Origin of the sequence: Pseudomonas sp. NBRC 111138 (assembly GCF_001320835.1) — a bacterium.
GTDB classification, from domain to species: Bacteria; Pseudomonadota; Gammaproteobacteria; order Pseudomonadales; family Pseudomonadaceae; genus Aquipseudomonas; species Aquipseudomonas paracarnis.
This window is the reverse complement of sequence record NZ_BCBO01000083.1, coordinates 1-14,437: the sequence shown is the minus strand read 5'-3', so window position 1 is coordinate 14,437 and position 14,437 is coordinate 1. Positions and strand designations below refer to the sequence as shown.

Below are 14,437 nucleotides of genomic sequence, written 5' to 3'. Positions count from 1 at the left end.
GGGGCGAGCGGCAAAAAGCCGCAAGAATCGCTGAATCAGTTATAGGCCATGGTGATCTGGATCAGGCTTTTTGCACCGTAGGAGCGAGCTTGCTCGCGAAAAACGTCAACGATAACGCGGGGTTCCTGAGTGAACGCGGCGCGCGGGAGTTTTTCGCGAGCAAGCTCGCTCCTACAGGGGCTTGTTGGGATTAGAATGGACGTTCGTTTCTTGTTCGAGTCTTTTCATCATGCTTCCTGAATGCCAGCTGTTCAGCACCCTGGGTTGCCATCTGTGTGAGATTGCCGAAGCCGAAGTCATGCCGCTCGTCGAGCACGGGTTGTTGGTGGAGTTGGTGGATATCGCCGATCCGGAGGACCTGACAGACGTCTACGGCCTGCGGATTCCGGTGCTTCGCCGCACGGACACCGGGGCGGAACTGGACTGGCCGTTCGACACCGCGCAGGTGGTTACCTTCCTGCGCTGAGATTTATGCGATGGCGGCTTTCCAAATATTAAGTTACTGTATATTCGTACAGCGATTGAATAGAGGGAACGCCCGTGGTGAATGTTGAACAACTTAAAAGCAGCGTCAATCGCATGTCCGCCGATGTGGTGCGTGACGCGGTGAACGAACTGCGCCTCGATGGCCTGGTCACGGAAGGCAAGACGCCGTTTAACAAAGTGCATTTCAACACCTGCTTCGCGGAAATCGAGGCGCTGTTCCAGCGCGCCGGTTATCACAAGCAGCTGGATGTGGTGGGTTATCAGGGGTTGCTCTACGCGTTGTATGACCCGGGTCGTTGGGAAGCGGTGGACGTGCTGCGCTGGCTCAAGGAATTCACCGAGGCGGCAAGCGCCTCGCCGGTGCTGCGAGCTCAACTGGCCAAGGCCTGAGATAGGCCCTAGGCAATCGCGCGCCATGGGCGATAATGCCCGCCTGTTTTCCAGGCTTTGAGCGTCGGCATGTCCACTTCCGTTTTTTCCCCCTCCCAGCACCAAGCCAGCACCCTGTACTTGCCGCCGGGCTCCTGGGTGACGGTGCTCGATTGCCTGTGCGCACACTTTCCGGCCATCGGCCGCGAACAATGGTTGGACCGCATTGCCCGCGGCCGGGTGCTGGATGTCAATGGCAGCCCGATCAGCCTGGGCCTGGGCTACAAGGAAGGCTTGTGCATCTATTACTTTCGCGAAGTGCCCAACGAGAAAGTGATTCCGGTGCTGGAAAACATCCTGTACGCGGATGAGCACCTGGTGGTGGCGGACAAACCGCATTTCCTGCCAGTGACACCCGCTGGCGAGTACGTCGAGCACACCTTGTTGCGACGCTTGATCCGGCGCCTGGACAATCCCGCCCTGGTGCCCCTGCATCGCATCGACCGACATACGGCGGGGTTGGTGCTGTTCTCCGCCAACCCGCACAGCCGTTCGGCCTATCAGCAATTGTTTCCCACGCGACGTATCGACAAATTCTATGAAGCCATCGCTCCGGCCTTGCCGCACCTCAGCTTCCCGTTGGTGCACAAAAGCCGTTTGGTGGATGGCGAACCTTTCTTTCGCATGCAGGAAGGGCCGGGTGCCAGCAACACCGAGACGGCGGTAGAGGTGCGCGAGAAAAACGCTGATCTATGGCGCTACGGCCTGTTCCCGGTGACCGGCAAGAAGCACCAGCTGCGCGTGCATATGACGGCGCTCGGGGCGAGCATCTGTAATGACCCGTTCTACCCCGAAGTGATCAAGGATGCCGAGGACGATTACGCCAAGCCACTCAAGCTACTGGCCCAGGGCGTGCGCTTTATCGACCCGGTAAGCGGTGAACAACGCAGCTTTCGCAGCCAGATCACCCTGGACTGGTAAACCCCAGGAACAACAAGGCCCGCGCTAGGCGGGCCTTGTGTGCAAGCGCTGAGGCTTACAGGTCTTTAACGGTGCGAACCTGATCTTTATTGATACGGGTGTGCTTGCCGTCCAGTTGTTCGAATTCGTAGAAGCCCGAATCTTCATCGTACTTCGGGGTGTCGACGGCCTGGATTTCGCGACCGTCATTCAGGGTGATCACTGTTGGCGAAGCGCAACCGGCGAGGGTGGCGAGGCCCAGTGCAAGCATGAGAGCGGCGATGGTCCGTTGAGTCATGAGTTTGTCTCCGAGAGAATACTTTTAAATTGCTGACCTTGTGACGTACGGGACGCCGGCAAAGTTCCTTGTGCAGGGTTCATTCTGACATGCCAGCCCCGGGGTGCAACAGCTCGGGCGTATTAAGATTGGCCAAGCGCGGGTCATCGGCCGGACATTCCAGCGCCACGGCACCCAGTTGCAGCCACAGCTTGCGCGGGCTGCGCTCCCCCGCTTGCCACGCCTGTTCCACCTGGTTTTTCAGGCGAGTGGGGATGACGCACAGCAAGGGTTCCCAGAAGTCACCCTGGCGCACCATCACCGGTAGCTGCCGATTGCGTCGTGCGGTCGCACGCAGGTCGGCGAGCAGTCGCGCATCGATCTGCGGCACATCGCAAGGCAATATCAGCAGATGCTCATGGCGTGCGGCGAAGAGTCCTGCACGGATACCTGCCAGCGGGCCGGGGAAGTCCGGGTTGTCATCGCTCACCTGTTGGTCGGCATAGAGCGCGTAGCGTTCATGGTTGCGGTTGCACGAGATGATCAGGTCATCGGTGAGCGGCCGGGCCAACTGGTGCAGGTGGGCGATCAAGGGCTGACCTTGCCATTCCAGCAGCCCTTTGTCCTGCCCGCCCATGCGTTGGCCGCGACCACCGGCCAGCAACAGGATCGAACACGGCAGGGAAGAAAATTCAAACGTCATGGTGGTTGCGCTGCGGCAGGGAAACAGGGGCCTGTGATATAACATCGGGCTGTTCCTTCGACAACCGGACCGTGCCATGAAAGCCAAGGCCGATGCGCCCTTTGTACCCCTGAATATTGCTGTATTGACGGTCAGCGACACCCGCACCCTGGAGACCGACACCTCCGGCCAGGTCTTCGTCGATCGTCTTGCCGCCGCCGGCCACCGCCTGGCCGAGCGCGTGCTGCTCAAGGACGACCTTTACAAGATTCGCGCCCAGGTGGCCCACTGGATCGCCGAAGACGTGGTGCAGGTGGTGCTGATTACCGGCGGCACCGGCTTCACCGGTCGCGACAGTACCCCTGAAGCAGTGAGCTGCCTGCTCGACAAGCAGGTCGATGGTTTTGGCGAGCTGTTCCGCCAGATCTCCGTGGCCGATATCGGCACCTCCACCGTGCAATCGCGCGCCTTGGCGGGGTTGGCCAATGGCACTCTTGTGTGCTGCCTGCCAGGGTCCACCAATGCCGTGCGCACCGGTTGGGACGGCATCCTCGCCGAGCAGTTGGATAACCGTCACCGCCCATGCAACTTCGTTCCGCATCTGAAGCTGGCCGAACCTTGTGAATCCCGTGGATAAGCCCGGCAAGACCGGCGTCCTGATGCCGGTGGAAGCAGCCCTGCAGCGTTTGCTCGACATGGCAGCCGCCGCGCCGATCCGCGAGCAGGAAGTACTGCCTCTGGCTGAGTGTGATGGCCGGGTATTGGCCCTGGACCTGATCTCCACACTCGACCTGCCACCGTGGCCCAACAGTGCCATGGACGGCTACGCCGTGCGCCTGGCGGACTGGACCGGCGAGCCCTTGGTGGTGAGCCAGCGGATTTTCGCCGGCACTGCCCCTGAACCCTTGGCGGCCGGCACCTGTGCACGCATCTTTACCGGCGCGCCGGTGCCCCAAGGCGCTGACTGCGTGCAGATGCAGGAAAACGCCGTGGTGCATACCGACCAGCGCGTGAGTTTCACCGAGCCATTGCAGATGGGCGACAACATCCGGCCTCAGGGCCAAGAGACCACGGTCGGTGAGACCGTACTCAGTGCCGGCACCCGCCTGGGCCCTATCGAACTCGGTTTGGCCGCGTCTCTTGGACGTGATCGACTCGAGGTGGTGCGGCGCGTACGCGTGGCCGTGTTGTCGACCGGCGACGAACTGATCGAGCCAGGGTTGCCGCTCGGCCCTGGGCAGATCTACAACAGCAACCGCCGCGTGCTGTGCAGTTGGCTGGTGCGCATGGGCTGCGAAGTGATCGATGCCGGGATCCTTCCGGATGACCTGGAACAGACCCGCGCGCGCCTGGCGGGGCTGGGCAGCGTAGACCTGATCCTCTCGACCGGCGGTGTGTCGGTGGGCGAAGCGGACTTCCTCGGCATTGCCTTGCGGGAAGAGGGTGAACTGGCGCTGTGGAAGCTGGCGATCAAACCGGGCAAGCCGCTGACCTTCGGGCATTTTCGTGGCGTGCCGGTGATCGGCCTGCCGGGAAACCCGGCCTCGACCCTGGTGACTTTTGCGCTGCTGGCGCGCCCGTATCTGCTGCGCCGTCAAGGGGTGCAGGAGGTGCAGCCGCTGCGCTTCGAAGTGCCGGCAGGGTTCGTCTGGCCCAAGCCCGGCAACCGCCGCGAGTACCTGCGCGGGCGGATCGAACAGGGCAAGGCGATCATCTACCGCAACCAAAGCTCCGGGGTGCTGCGCAGTGCGGCGTGGGCTGAAGGCTTTGTGGAGGTGCTGGAAGGGACCACGCTGGCCATCGGCGACCGGGTCAACTTCATTCCTTTGAGCGAAGTCCTTAACTGACCGCGCGCTAAAAATGTGGGAGCTGGTTGGCCTGCGATAGCCATAGGTATTTACACAACCTCTGAACGACGCAAAACCTGTGGCGAGGGAGCTCGCTCCCGTGACGACCGACCAGCCGACGCTTATTTACCTGCCGCCCCGCGCTCCCACATTTGGATCGTGGTGCGTCAGGGAGATTTGCGTCGGTTGGTAGGCCGTCACGGGAGCAAGCTCCCTCGCCACAGATCCAGCGTCGCGCCGAAGTTGTGTAGGTACCGATGGCTATCGCAGCCAAGCCGGCTCCCACATTTGGATGTGTATGTGCCCTATGAGCAATCAGTAATCGTCACCCTGCTCAGTGACATCCCGCTCCACGGGCCCCGCCTCCGGGTCGTAGCCGGCCGGGAACTTGCCCTTCAACGTCCAGGCAAACGCAATGATCTCGGCAATCGTGCGGTACAACTCTTCCGGAATGCTGTCCCCCAGTTCCATGCGCGCCAGCAGCTTCACCAACTCGGCGTTTTCATAGATCGGTACTTCATTCTCCCGTGCCAGCTTGAGGATGGCTTCGGCCAGGGCATCATCGCCTTTGGCTGTCAGAGTAGGGGCCTGTTGGCCGTCGTACTTGAGGGCGATGGCCTGGCGGGGCGGGTCGGCGTTTCTCATGCGGTTTCATCCACCCAGCGTTGCTCCAGTCCGGTTTTTGGCCCGCGTGGCGGGGTGCCCAGGTGGCAATCCAGGTCGCCGACGTTGAGCCCGGATGAAACCAGGCGCTCACGCAGGCTGCCCAAGTGGCTTTCGATCAGGCTGGCCGTGAAAGGGCGGCTGGCCCATAGCTGGCTGGACAGTTTGCCTTGGGACAGCTGCGCCTGAACTTGCAACGGCCCCAGCGGCTCCATGTCAAAGGCCAGTTCGACGCGCCAAAGCATTTGTTTCGGGTCTTTTTTATCCTTGCGCTCGGGCTGGTCCTTGTCTGGCGCGGGCTCCTCGCGTTGGAACTTGACCTGCAACGGCACGATGTCTTGCAGGGTGCGCATGGGAATCTCCAACTGCCAGGTCGTTTGCAGGCGTCCGTCGGCGGTGGTGCCGGTCTGTTCCAGGCTGGACAGTTGATGGCTCTGCAAGCGCGAGATCGCCCCGGCGGCCAGGCGTAGCAGGTTTTCCAGGTCGCCTTCACCTTCCAGTTTTGCCATCAGTCTTTCGGGCAGCGGGAAGCCGGCGGGTATCTGCCGGGCGCCGACCTGGCCGAGGGTGTTCAGCGGGCTGCGCACAAAGTGCGGCAACACCTGGGCCAGGGTATTGGCGGCAAGGATCGCATTCAGGTTGGTGCTGGCGGGCAGGGCGGGCAGCAGGTCTGCGACCAGGCGTAACAGCGCGCCTTTCATGTCCAACGGTGGGATTTGCGGGTTCTGGCCGGCGAGCAGTTTGGCTTCCAGAAAGGCGCCGCTGTTCTGCACCACTTGGGCCAGCACCTTGGGATTGCTGACCTGTGCCAGATCGGGCAAGGCCGCCAACAATCGCTCGGCGGCGGCCCGCAGTTCGGCCGATGTGCTGTCGCCACGGGGCAGGTTTTGCAAGGCGGTGAACACCGCATCCAGCGAGCCTTGGCGACTTTGCTGAGTGGCTAGTTGCTGCGTCACGGCCAGTTGGTCCTTCAGGCCGCTTAGCGGTACGAAGTTCAGGGTCTGCGCGTTCTGCACCACAGCACTGAGCAAGCTGCCCACCCTCAGCGGTTGAGGGCTTTCCAAGGTCAGGGTGGCACCGGCCAGGGCGTTATTGAGCACACTCACCAGCGAGCGATAGATCGCCGGTTGCGCCGTGCCCTGGGGCAGCATCTGCGTGGTCAGCACCTTGGCTTGCAACAACGTACCCACCGGCATCTGGTGGGTGTCGAGGCGAGTGAGAGCGGCCACGTTGGCACTCATGGCTTGCTGCAAGGTAATGGCCAGGTTGCCCGCAGGCGTCTGGCTCACCGCCACATTGCTGCCCAGGGGCAAGGGCTGGGAGCTGCTGGCCTGCACCAGCGTCTGGCGACCGCCGGCGAGGGTCAGTTTGAGCAATAACTGAAAGGCCTCGCCGCCTTGTTTAAGCGCGATGACCTCAGCGTTCACGGTTTTCCCCGGGTCGATCAACCCGGCCTGCGGCTCCAGCAGTTTGAGCAATGCGCCGGCCCCAGGCAGCGGAGTGGGCCCGGGTGCGGAGGTTGGCGGCAGTGGAGGAAGGTTGATCTCGCCGGTCATCGTGCGCATCGTCTCTGGGGAAATTGCCCTCTTTAGAGTAGGGCATCGCATGTATAATGCCGCCCGTCTGCAAAGAGAGCGGTAAAAACCTCACAACTATTTGATCCAGCTCTCTAAAATCGGTCGCCAAAGCCGTTATTGTGCATTTCTCTATAACGGCCGCTGCACCGCCGACTTGAACCGTAAAGGCCCGCGATCTTTTGACCAGCCCTCTTCTTGAAGCCGTAGCGCTTGCCTGTGAACGCGACCTGCGCCTGCTGTTCGAGCAACTCGACCTGCGGCTGACGGGTGGGGACATGGTGCAAATCAGTGGCCCCAATGGCAGCGGCAAGACCAGCCTGCTGCGCCTGCTGGCCGGGCTGATGCAGCCGACGGCCGGCGTGGTGCATCTCAACGGCAAGCCCTTGAACGAACAGCGTAGCGAGCTGGCGCGCAACCTGATCTGGATCGGCCACGCCGCCGGCATCAAAGACGTACTCACTGCTGAAGAAAACCTCAGTTGGCTCAGCGCCCTGCATCATCCTGCTTCCCGTGACGCCATCTGGCAGGCCCTGGCCGCCGTGGGCCTCAAGGGCTTTGAGGACGTTCCCTGCCACACCCTGTCCGCAGGCCAGCAGCGCCGCGTGGCCTTGGCCCGCTTGTACTTGCCCGGCCCGCCGTTGTGGATTCTCGACGAACCTTTCACCGCCCTCGACAAACAAGGCGTGGTTCAACTCGAAGCACACCTGGCCCAGCACTGCGAGCAAGGCGGCCTGGTGGTGCTCACCACCCACCACACCTTGGCGCGTATGCCTGCTGGCTACCGTGAGCTGGACCTGGGGCGGTGGTCGCTATGAGTGTGTTCGCCCTGTTGGTCGCCCGCGAAGCCCGGCTGTTGTGCCGTCGCCCCGCCGAACTGGCCAACCCGCTGGTGTTCTTTGCCATCGTGATCGCGCTGTTCCCGCTGGCGGTTGGCCCGGAGACTAAACTGTTGCAAACCTTGTCCCCAGGACTGGTGTGGGTCGCCGCGCTTTTATCGGTTCTGCTCTCGCTGGACGGGCTGTTTCGCAGTGATTTCGAAGACGGTTCCCTGGAGCAGTGGGTCCTTTCGTCGCACCCGTTGCCACTTCTGGTACTGGCCAAGGTGCTGGCACACTGGGTTTTTTCCGGCCTAGCGCTAGTCTTGCTCTCGCCACTGCTTGCCATGATGCTTGGGTTGCCCGTTGAATGCCTGCCGGTGCTGCTCCTGTCTTTGTTACTCGGCACGCCGGTGCTCAGCCTGTTGGGGGCGGTGGGCGCAGCGTTGACCGTCGGCTTGAAACGGGGCGGGCTGTTGCTGGCGCTGTTGATTCTGCCTCTGTATATCCCGGTGTTGATCCTGGGCAGTGGCGCGTTGCAAGCCGCGCTCATGGGCATGCCGGCGACCGGTTATCTCTTGTGGCTGGGTAGCCTGGCCGCCCTGGCGGTAACCCTGACACCTTTTGCTATAGCCGCCGGCCTGAAAATCAGCGTCGGTGAATAATGAGGTCTGACCCGGCGTCAATGACGCTGAGTCAGTAAAGACCCTGAGCTTTTCGCCACGACGAAAAGCACCGTGATGGAAACAGCAATGAACTGGACCTGGTTTCACAAGCTCGGCTCGCCCAAATGGTTTTATGGCATCAGTGGCAAGCTGCTGCCGTGGTTGAGTATCGCCGCCATCCTGCTGATCGGCACCGGCCTGGTCTGGGGCCTGGCCTTTGCGCCGCCGGACTATCAGCAAGGCAACAGCTTTCGCATCATCTATATCCACGTACCTGCCGCGATGCTGGCCCAGTCCTGCTATGTGATGCTGGCGGTGTGCGGTGTCGTCGGCCTGGTATGGAAGATGAAGCTGGCCGATGTAGCCCTGCAATGCGCCGCGCCCATCGGTGCGTGGATGACCGCCGTGGCGCTGGTGACCGGTGCGATCTGGGGCAAGCCGACCTGGGGCTCATGGTGGGTGTGGGATGCGCGCCTGACCTCGATGCTGATCCTGCTGTTCCTGTATTTCGGCCTGATTGCCTTGGGCAACGCCATCAGCAACCGTGACAGCGCCGCCAAGGCTTGCGCGGTGCTGGCGATTGTCGGCGTGATCAACATCCCGATCATCAAGTACTCGGTGGAGTGGTGGAACACCCTGCACCAGGGCGCCACCTTCACCCTCACCGAAAAACCGGCGATGCCCGTGGAAATGTGGGCGCCGTTGCTGCTGATGGTGCTGGGCTTCTACTGTTTCTTCGGCGCCGTATTGCTGCTGCGCATGCGCCTTGAAGTGCTCAAGCGTGAAGTCCGTACCAGTTGGGTAAAGGCCGAAGTGCAAAGCTGCCTGGGAGCACGTGGATGAGTTTTGCTTCTTTCAGTGATTTTCTCGCCATGGGCCACCACGGCCTGTATGTCTGGACGGCCTATGGCATCTGCCTGGCGGTGCTGGCCCTCAACGTCGCCGCGCCGATCCTGGCCCGCAAGCGTTACCTGCAACAAGAGGCGCGACGTCTGCGCCGGGAGACCGAAAAGTGAATCCGCTGCGTAGAAAGCGTCTGTTGATCATCCTTGCCATCCTGGCCGGCGTCGGCATTGCCGTGACCCTGGCCCTGAGCGCCCTGCAGCAGAACATCAACCTGTTCTACACGCCCACCCAGATCGCCAATGGCGAGGCACCGGTCGATACGCGCATCCGCGCTGGCGGCATGGTGGAGCAGGGCTCGTTGAAGCGTTCCGGCGATTCGTTGGACGTGACCTTCGTCGTCACCGATTTCAACAAGGCCGTGACCATCACCTATCGGGGCATCCTTCCGGACCTGTTCCGGGAAGGCCAGGGCATTGTCGCCTTGGGCAAGCTCAACGCCGATGGCGTGGTAGTGGCTGACGAAGTGCTGGCCAAGCACGATGAAAAATACATGCCGCCCGAGGTCACCAAAGCCTTGAAAGACAGCGGCCAAACCGCTCCCGCCACCCCAGTCAAGGAGGGCTGAGCCATGACGTCCGCACTGTTTATTCCGGAGCTGGGCCAGTTGGCGATGATCCTCGCGCTGTGCTTTGCCGTGGTCCAGGCCGTGGTGCCCTTGCTGGGTGCCTGGCGCGGCGACCGCCTGTGGATGAGCCTGGCGCAGCCTGCCGCCTGGGGCCAGTTTGCCTTTTTGCTGTTCGCCTTTGGTTGCCTGACCTACGCCTTCATGACCGACGATTTTTCGGTCGCCTACGTTGCCAACAACTCCAACAGCGCTTTGCCCTGGTACTACAAGTTCAGCGCCGTGTGGGGTGCCCACGAAGGTTCATTGCTGTTGTGGGCCTTGATCCTCGGCGGCTGGACCTTCGCCGTCTCGGTGTTCTCGCGCCAATTGCCGCAAGTGATGCTGGCGCGGGTGCTGGCGGTGATGGGCATGATCAGCATCGGCTTCCTACTGTTCCTGATCATGACCTCCAACCCGTTCACCCGCATCCTGCCGCAGATCCCGGTGGACGGTCACGACCTCAACCCGTTGCTGCAGGATATCGGCCTGATCGTGCACCCGCCGATGCTCTACATGGGTTATGTGGGGTTCTCCGTGGCCTTCGCGTTTGCCATCGCCGCCTTGCTCGGCGGGCGTCTCGACGCCGCCTGGGCGCGCTGGTCACGGCCATGGACCATCGTTGCCTGGGCCTTCCTCGGTATCGGTATCACCCTGGGCTCATGGTGGGCCTACTACGAACTCGGCTGGGGCGGCTGGTGGTTCTGGGACCCAGTGGAAAACGCCTCCTTCATGCCGTGGCTGGTGGGTACCGCGCTGATTCACTCCCTGGCCGTCACCGAAAAACGTGGCGTGTTCAAGAGCTGGACGGTACTGCTCGCCATCGCGGCGTTTTCCCTCAGCCTGCTCGGCACTTTCCTGGTGCGCTCGGGCGTGCTGACCTCGGTGCATGCGTTTGCCTCAGACCCTGAGCGCGGCGTGTTCATCCTGATCTTCCTGCTGTTTGTCGTCGGCGGCTCGCTCACCCTGTTTGCCCTGCGCGCACCGGTGGTCAAGAGCCAGGTCGGTTTCAACCTGTGGTCGCGGGAAACCCTGTTGTTGGGCAATAACCTGGTGCTGGTGGTAGCCGCGTCGATGATCCTGCTCGGCACCCTCTACCCGCTGGTGCTGGACGCCTTGAGCGGCGCCAAGCTGTCCGTGGGGCCGCCGTACTTCAATGCGTTGTTCATCCCGCTGATGGGCCTGTTGATGGTGGTGATGGCGGTCGGCGTGCTGGTGCGCTGGAAAGACACCCCGGTGAAATGGCTGGCGGGCATGCTGATGCCGGTGCTGCTCGGCAGCGTGGCCCTGGCGGTGATCGCCGGGTTTGCCTACGGCGACTTCAATTGGGCGGTACTCGCGACGTTCCTGCTGGCAGCCTGGGTGTTGCTCGCGGGGGCGCGGGACATCGTCGACAAAACGCGCCACAAGGGTTTGCTCAAGGGCCTGCCCACCCTGACCCGCAGCTATTGGGGCATGCAGATCGCCCACATTGGTATCGCGGTGTGCGCCCTTGGGGTAGTGCTGTCCAGCCAGAACAGCGCCGAGCGCGACCTGCGCCTGGCGCCGGGCGAGTCCATGGACCTGGCCGGTTACCACTTCATCTTCGAAGGTGCCAAGCACTTCGAAGGGCCGAACTTCACTTCCGACAAAGGCACGGTGCGCGTAGTGCGCAATGGCAAGGAAATCGCCGTGCTGCACCCGGAGAAACGCCTGTACACCGTGCAGAGTTCGATGATGACCGAGGCTGGTATCGACGCCGGTTTCACCCGTGACCTGTATGTGGCCCTCGGTGAACCCTTGGGCGACGGGGCCTGGGCCGTGCGCGTGCATGTCAAACCCTTCGTGCGCTGGATCTGGTTCGGCGGTTTGCTCACCGGGTTCGGCGGGTTGCTCGCAGCGCTGGACCGGCGCTATCGGGTCAAGGTCAAGAGCCGGGTGCGTGAAGCGCTTGGCCTTTCGGGAGCTGCGGTATGAAGCGTTGGTTGATGGTTGTGCCGCTGGCGTTGTTCCTGCTGGTGGCGGTGTTCCTGTATCGCGGGTTGTACCTGGACCCTGCCGAGCTGCCTTCGGCGATGATCGGCAAGCCGTTCCCCGCCTTCAACCTGCCAACGGTGCAGGGTGACAAGACCCTGACCCAGGCAGACTTGCAGGGCAAGCCGGCGCTGGTCAACGTGTGGGCCACCTGGTGCATCTCTTGCCGCGTCGAACACCCGGTGTTGAACAAGCTGGCCGAGAAGGGTGTGGTGATCTACGGCATCAACTACAAGGACGACAATGCGGCGGCCGTGAAGTGGTTGGCGGAGTTTCATAACCCGTACCAGCTGGATATCCGCGACGAAGACGGCAACCTGGGATTGAACCTGGGTGTGTACGGCGCGCCGGAAACTTTCTTCATCGACGCCAAAGGTGTGATCCGCGACAAGTACGTCGGCGTGATCGACGAAACGGTGTGGCGTGAGCAACTGGCCGCCAAGTACCAGGCCCTGGTCGATGAGGCCAAGCCATGAAGCGTTGGTTGACCTCTGCCGTTTTAGCCCTGGGCCTGGCCGGCGTGGCCCACGCCGCCATCGACACCTATGAATTCGCCAACGACGCGCAGCGTGAGCGTTTCCGCGACCTGACCAAGGAACTGCGCTGCCCCAAATGCCAGAATCAGGACATCGCCGACTCCAACGCCCCGATCGCCACCGACCTGCGCAGAGAGATTTTCCGCATGCTGGGGGAGGGCAAGGACGACCAGCAGATCATCGACTTCATGGTCGACCGCTACGGTGATTTCGTACGCTACAAACCGGCACTCACCGGCAAGACCGCGCTGCTGTGGTTTGGCCCGGCCGGGCTGTTGCTGGCCGGCGTGGTGGTAATGGCCGTGATCGTGCGTCGGCGCCGTGTCGCACCGATTGATGGCGCCGATGCGCTGTCCCCTGAAGAGCGTAAACGCCTCGACCAATTGCTGGACACCAAGACTGATGATTGATTTCTGGCTCGCAGCCGGTTTGCTGCTACTGATTGCCCTGAGTTTCCTGTTGATCCCTGTGTTGCGTGGCCGTCGTGCCCAGCGTGAAGAGGATCGCACCGCGTTGAACGTGGCGCTGTACCAGGAACGCGTCGCCGAGCTGCAAGCGCAGCAGGACGAAGGTGTGTTGAATACCGCGCAACTCGACACCGGCCGCGCCGAAGCGGCCCGTGAGTTGCTGGCCGACACTGAAGGTGTGGAAAAGCCCCGCGAATCGCGGTTAGGCAAACCGCTGCCGTTTTTGGCGGCGTTTCTGGTGCCTGTGCTGGGCGTTGCGCTGTACCTGCATTATGGCGCGAGCGACAAGGTTGAACTGACCCGTGAGTTTTCCCAACCGCCGGTGTCCATGGCCGACATGACCCGCCGCCTGGAACGCGCCGCCGCTGCACAACCGGATTCGGCAGAAGGTTTGTACTTCCTTGGGCGCGCCTATATGGCCCAAGACCGTGCCGGCGATGCCGCCAAAGTCTTTGAACGTACGGTTGCGTTGGCCGGGCGCCAACCGGAACTGCTCGGGCAATGGGCCCAGGCGCAGTACTTTGCTGACAACAAACAATGGTCGCCTCAGGTTCAGGCGCTGACCGACGAAGCCTTGAAGCTCGATCCCAAGGAAGTCACCAGTCTTGGCCTGTTGGGTATCGCTGCCTTTGAGGGCCAGCGTTATCAGGAAGCCATCGACTACTGGAACCGCCTGCTCGCGCAACTGCCGCCAGAAGACAATTCCCGTGTCGCCCTGCAAGGCGGGATTGATCGCGCGGCAGAGAAGCTCAAGGAGAGCGGTGGCAGCGTCGCCCAGGCGCCCAAGGCGCTACTGACCGTGCGGGTGGACTTATCTGCCGAAGTGAAGGCCAACGTCCTGCCAGGCGACAGCGTGTTCATCTTTGCCCGCGCCGTAAACGGCCCCCCGGCGCCCTTGGCTGCCAAGCGTGTGACCGTCGACGCATTGCCGGTCACCGTCGAACTGGGCGATGCCGACGCGATGATGCCGCAGTTGAAACTGTCCAACTTCCCCGAAGTCCAACTGGTTGCGCGCATATCCCGGGCCGGCCAACCGACCACTGGCGAATGGATCGGCCGCAGCCAACCGTTGGCCAGCAGCACCACTGCGTTGCAGCAACTGACCATCGACACTCCGGACCAGTAATTCTGAGGACACACCCATGACCGCATTTGCACGCATCACCTTGCTCAGCCTGGTACTCGGCCTGAGCGCCTGTGCGGTCCACCGCCCACCTCCGGCGCCGACCGGCCCGACTATTCCACCGTCTGGCCCCTCGACCCAGCCGAACACCAAGCCCAGCACCAAACCTTCCGGCCCGGTGACGCCACCGGCCAAACCCCTGCCAAGCAAGTCGCCGACCTTTGCCCCACCGCCGGGCGCCGCCAGCCACTGGGACGGCAAGATGCAGGTGTACGTGCTCGACGATCAGCCTGACACCTTCTACCGCCAGCGCACTTACTACCGTTGGAGCAACGGCTGGAGCCGCTCCATCAGCCCCAACGGGCCATGGGAAGAGACCAACGTGCAAGGCGTGCCGCCGGGGTTGAGCAAGCAGTACGCGCAATGACAAAAGGCGGCCTGAGGGTTAAT

General features: G+C 62.3%; 19 protein-coding genes. 15 read left to right on the top strand and 4 right to left on the bottom strand.

Going from position 1 to position 14,437, the window contains the following annotated elements:
• Positions 1-229 precede the first annotated feature (229 nt).
• From APH41_RS16145 to APH41_RS16135, 3 genes are all read left to right on the top strand, one after another.
• Positions 230-466: a glutaredoxin family protein gene (locus tag APH41_RS16145; RefSeq protein WP_054920133.1), complete on the top strand. Its 237-nt coding sequence runs from the start codon at positions 230-232 to the stop codon at positions 464-466.
• A gap of 74 nt (positions 467-540) precedes the next feature.
• Complete coding sequence (locus APH41_RS16140; RefSeq protein ID WP_003189932.1) at positions 541-876, top strand: hypothetical protein; 336 nt, start codon at positions 541-543, stop codon at positions 874-876.
• Positions 877-945: 69 nt separating this feature from the next.
• Complete coding sequence (locus tag APH41_RS16135) at positions 946-1,836, top strand: pseudouridine synthase (RefSeq protein ID WP_054920131.1); 891 nt, start codon at positions 946-948, stop codon at positions 1,834-1,836.
• Between the two features lie 55 nt (positions 1,837-1,891).
• On the opposite strand, the gene APH41_RS16130 is transcribed toward APH41_RS16135, so the two are convergent.
• Both APH41_RS16130 and mobA read right to left on the bottom strand, forming a co-directional pair.
• Positions 1,892-2,113 carry a YgdI/YgdR family lipoprotein gene (locus APH41_RS16130; protein WP_003189935.1) on the bottom strand — a complete coding sequence of 74 codons (222 nt, stop codon included), beginning with the start codon at positions 2,111-2,113 and terminating at the stop codon, positions 1,892-1,894.
• 79 nt (positions 2,114-2,192) lie between these two features.
• Complete coding sequence (gene mobA / locus APH41_RS16125) at positions 2,193-2,795, bottom strand: molybdenum cofactor guanylyltransferase MobA (RefSeq protein WP_054920148.1); 603 nt, start codon at positions 2,793-2,795, stop codon at positions 2,193-2,195.
• A 76-nt stretch (positions 2,796-2,871) separates the two neighbouring features.
• On the opposite strand from mobA, the gene moaB reads away from it, so the two are divergent.
• Together moaB and glp are read left to right on the top strand one after the other, a co-directional pair.
• Positions 2,872-3,411, top strand: a complete 540-nt coding sequence (moaB, locus tag APH41_RS16120) for a molybdenum cofactor biosynthesis protein B (protein ID WP_034127168.1) — start codon at positions 2,872-2,874, stop codon at positions 3,409-3,411.
• The gene (gene glp / locus APH41_RS16115) at positions 3,395-4,621 is read left to right on the top strand and encodes a gephyrin-like molybdotransferase Glp (RefSeq protein ID WP_054920129.1); all 1,227 of its coding nucleotides are present in this window, start codon (positions 3,395-3,397) and stop codon (positions 4,619-4,621) included. Before moaB ends, glp begins: the two co-directional genes overlap by 17 nt.
• A gap of 315 nt (positions 4,622-4,936) precedes the next feature.
• Here glp and APH41_RS16110 read toward each other — a convergent pair whose 3' ends face one another.
• Positions 4,937-5,266 (bottom strand): EscU/YscU/HrcU family type III secretion system export apparatus switch protein, encoded by a 330-nt coding sequence (locus APH41_RS16110; protein WP_054899079.1) that lies wholly within the window; start codon positions 5,264-5,266, stop codon positions 4,937-4,939.
• Positions 5,263-6,840, bottom strand: a complete 1,578-nt coding sequence (locus tag APH41_RS16105; protein ID WP_054920126.1) for a flagellar hook-length control protein FliK — start codon at positions 6,838-6,840, stop codon at positions 5,263-5,265. The genes APH41_RS16110 and APH41_RS16105 overlap by 4 nt, the downstream gene beginning before the upstream one ends.
• 200 nt (positions 6,841-7,040) lie before the next feature.
• Between APH41_RS16105 and ccmA the strand changes: the two genes are divergently transcribed.
• From ccmA to APH41_RS16055, 10 genes are all read left to right on the top strand, one after another.
• Positions 7,041-7,676, top strand: coding sequence for a cytochrome c biogenesis heme-transporting ATPase CcmA (ccmA, locus tag APH41_RS16100; RefSeq protein ID WP_034127172.1), 636 nt, complete (start codon positions 7,041-7,043; stop codon positions 7,674-7,676).
• A complete protein-coding gene (gene ccmB, locus APH41_RS16095; RefSeq protein WP_054920124.1) occupies positions 7,673-8,341 on the top strand; it encodes a heme exporter protein CcmB in 669 nt (222 codons plus the stop codon). The genes ccmA and ccmB overlap by 4 nt, the downstream gene beginning before the upstream one ends.
• 87 nt (positions 8,342-8,428) lie before the next feature.
• Positions 8,429-9,184, top strand: coding sequence for a heme ABC transporter permease (locus tag APH41_RS16090; RefSeq protein ID WP_054920123.1), 756 nt, complete (start codon positions 8,429-8,431; stop codon positions 9,182-9,184).
• Positions 9,181-9,357 (top strand): heme exporter protein CcmD, encoded by a 177-nt coding sequence (ccmD, locus tag APH41_RS16085; protein ID WP_003172771.1) that lies wholly within the window; start codon positions 9,181-9,183, stop codon positions 9,355-9,357. Before APH41_RS16090 ends, ccmD begins: the two co-directional genes overlap by 4 nt.
• Positions 9,354-9,812, top strand: coding sequence for a cytochrome c maturation protein CcmE (gene ccmE, locus APH41_RS16080; protein WP_014717703.1), 459 nt, complete (start codon positions 9,354-9,356; stop codon positions 9,810-9,812). The genes ccmD and ccmE overlap by 4 nt, the downstream gene beginning before the upstream one ends.
• A 3-nt stretch (positions 9,813-9,815) precedes the next feature.
• Positions 9,816-11,804, top strand: coding sequence for a heme lyase CcmF/NrfE family subunit (locus APH41_RS16075; protein ID WP_032892675.1), 1,989 nt, complete (start codon positions 9,816-9,818; stop codon positions 11,802-11,804).
• Positions 11,801-12,337 carry a DsbE family thiol:disulfide interchange protein gene (locus APH41_RS16070; RefSeq protein ID WP_054920121.1) on the top strand — a complete coding sequence of 179 codons (537 nt, stop codon included), beginning with the start codon at positions 11,801-11,803 and terminating at the stop codon, positions 12,335-12,337. Before APH41_RS16075 ends, APH41_RS16070 begins: the two co-directional genes overlap by 4 nt.
• Positions 12,334-12,807 (top strand): cytochrome c-type biogenesis protein, encoded by a 474-nt coding sequence (locus APH41_RS16065; protein ID WP_054920119.1) that lies wholly within the window; start codon positions 12,334-12,336, stop codon positions 12,805-12,807. Before APH41_RS16070 ends, APH41_RS16065 begins: the two co-directional genes overlap by 4 nt.
• Positions 12,800-13,990: a c-type cytochrome biogenesis protein CcmI gene (gene ccmI / locus APH41_RS16060; RefSeq protein ID WP_054920117.1), complete on the top strand. Its 1,191-nt coding sequence runs from the start codon at positions 12,800-12,802 to the stop codon at positions 13,988-13,990. Before APH41_RS16065 ends, ccmI begins: the two co-directional genes overlap by 8 nt.
• Positions 13,991-14,006: 16 nt before the next feature.
• Complete coding sequence (locus APH41_RS16055; RefSeq protein WP_034127179.1) at positions 14,007-14,414, top strand: lipoprotein; 408 nt, start codon at positions 14,007-14,009, stop codon at positions 14,412-14,414.
• Positions 14,415-14,437 lie beyond the last annotated feature (23 nt).

Excerpts from the sequence above, each read along its gene's own strand:
- moaB (WP_034127168.1), top strand. The coding sequence starts at position 2,872 with ATGAAAGCCAAGGCCGATGCGCCCTTTGTACCCCTGAATATTGCTGTA.
- APH41_RS16145 (WP_054920133.1), top strand. The coding sequence starts at position 230 with ATGCTTCCTGAATGCCAGCTGTTCAGCACCCTGGGTTGCCATCTGTGT.
- APH41_RS16075 (WP_032892675.1), top strand. The coding sequence starts at position 9,816 with ATGACGTCCGCACTGTTTATTCCGGAGCTGGGCCAGTTGGCGATGATC.
- mobA (WP_054920148.1), bottom strand. The coding sequence starts at position 2,795 with ATGACGTTTGAATTTTCTTCCCTGCCGTGTTCGATCCTGTTGCTGGCC.
- APH41_RS16090 (WP_054920123.1), top strand. The coding sequence starts at position 8,429 with ATGAACTGGACCTGGTTTCACAAGCTCGGCTCGCCCAAATGGTTTTAT.
- APH41_RS16070 (WP_054920121.1), top strand. The coding sequence starts at position 11,801 with ATGAAGCGTTGGTTGATGGTTGTGCCGCTGGCGTTGTTCCTGCTGGTG.
- APH41_RS16055 (WP_034127179.1), top strand. The coding sequence starts at position 14,007 with ATGACCGCATTTGCACGCATCACCTTGCTCAGCCTGGTACTCGGCCTG.
- ccmD (WP_003172771.1), top strand. The coding sequence starts at position 9,181 with ATGAGTTTTGCTTCTTTCAGTGATTTTCTCGCCATGGGCCACCACGGC.
- APH41_RS16130 (WP_003189935.1), bottom strand. The coding sequence starts at position 2,113 with ATGACTCAACGGACCATCGCCGCTCTCATGCTTGCACTGGGCCTCGCC.
- APH41_RS16065 (WP_054920119.1), top strand. The coding sequence starts at position 12,334 with ATGAAGCGTTGGTTGACCTCTGCCGTTTTAGCCCTGGGCCTGGCCGGC.
- APH41_RS16135 (WP_054920131.1), top strand. The coding sequence starts at position 946 with ATGTCCACTTCCGTTTTTTCCCCCTCCCAGCACCAAGCCAGCACCCTG.
- APH41_RS16105 (WP_054920126.1), bottom strand. The coding sequence starts at position 6,840 with ATGACCGGCGAGATCAACCTTCCTCCACTGCCGCCAACCTCCGCACCC.
- ccmB (WP_054920124.1), top strand. The coding sequence starts at position 7,673 with ATGAGTGTGTTCGCCCTGTTGGTCGCCCGCGAAGCCCGGCTGTTGTGC.
- ccmI (WP_054920117.1), top strand. The coding sequence starts at position 12,800 with ATGATTGATTTCTGGCTCGCAGCCGGTTTGCTGCTACTGATTGCCCTG.
- APH41_RS16110 (WP_054899079.1), bottom strand. The coding sequence starts at position 5,266 with ATGAGAAACGCCGACCCGCCCCGCCAGGCCATCGCCCTCAAGTACGAC.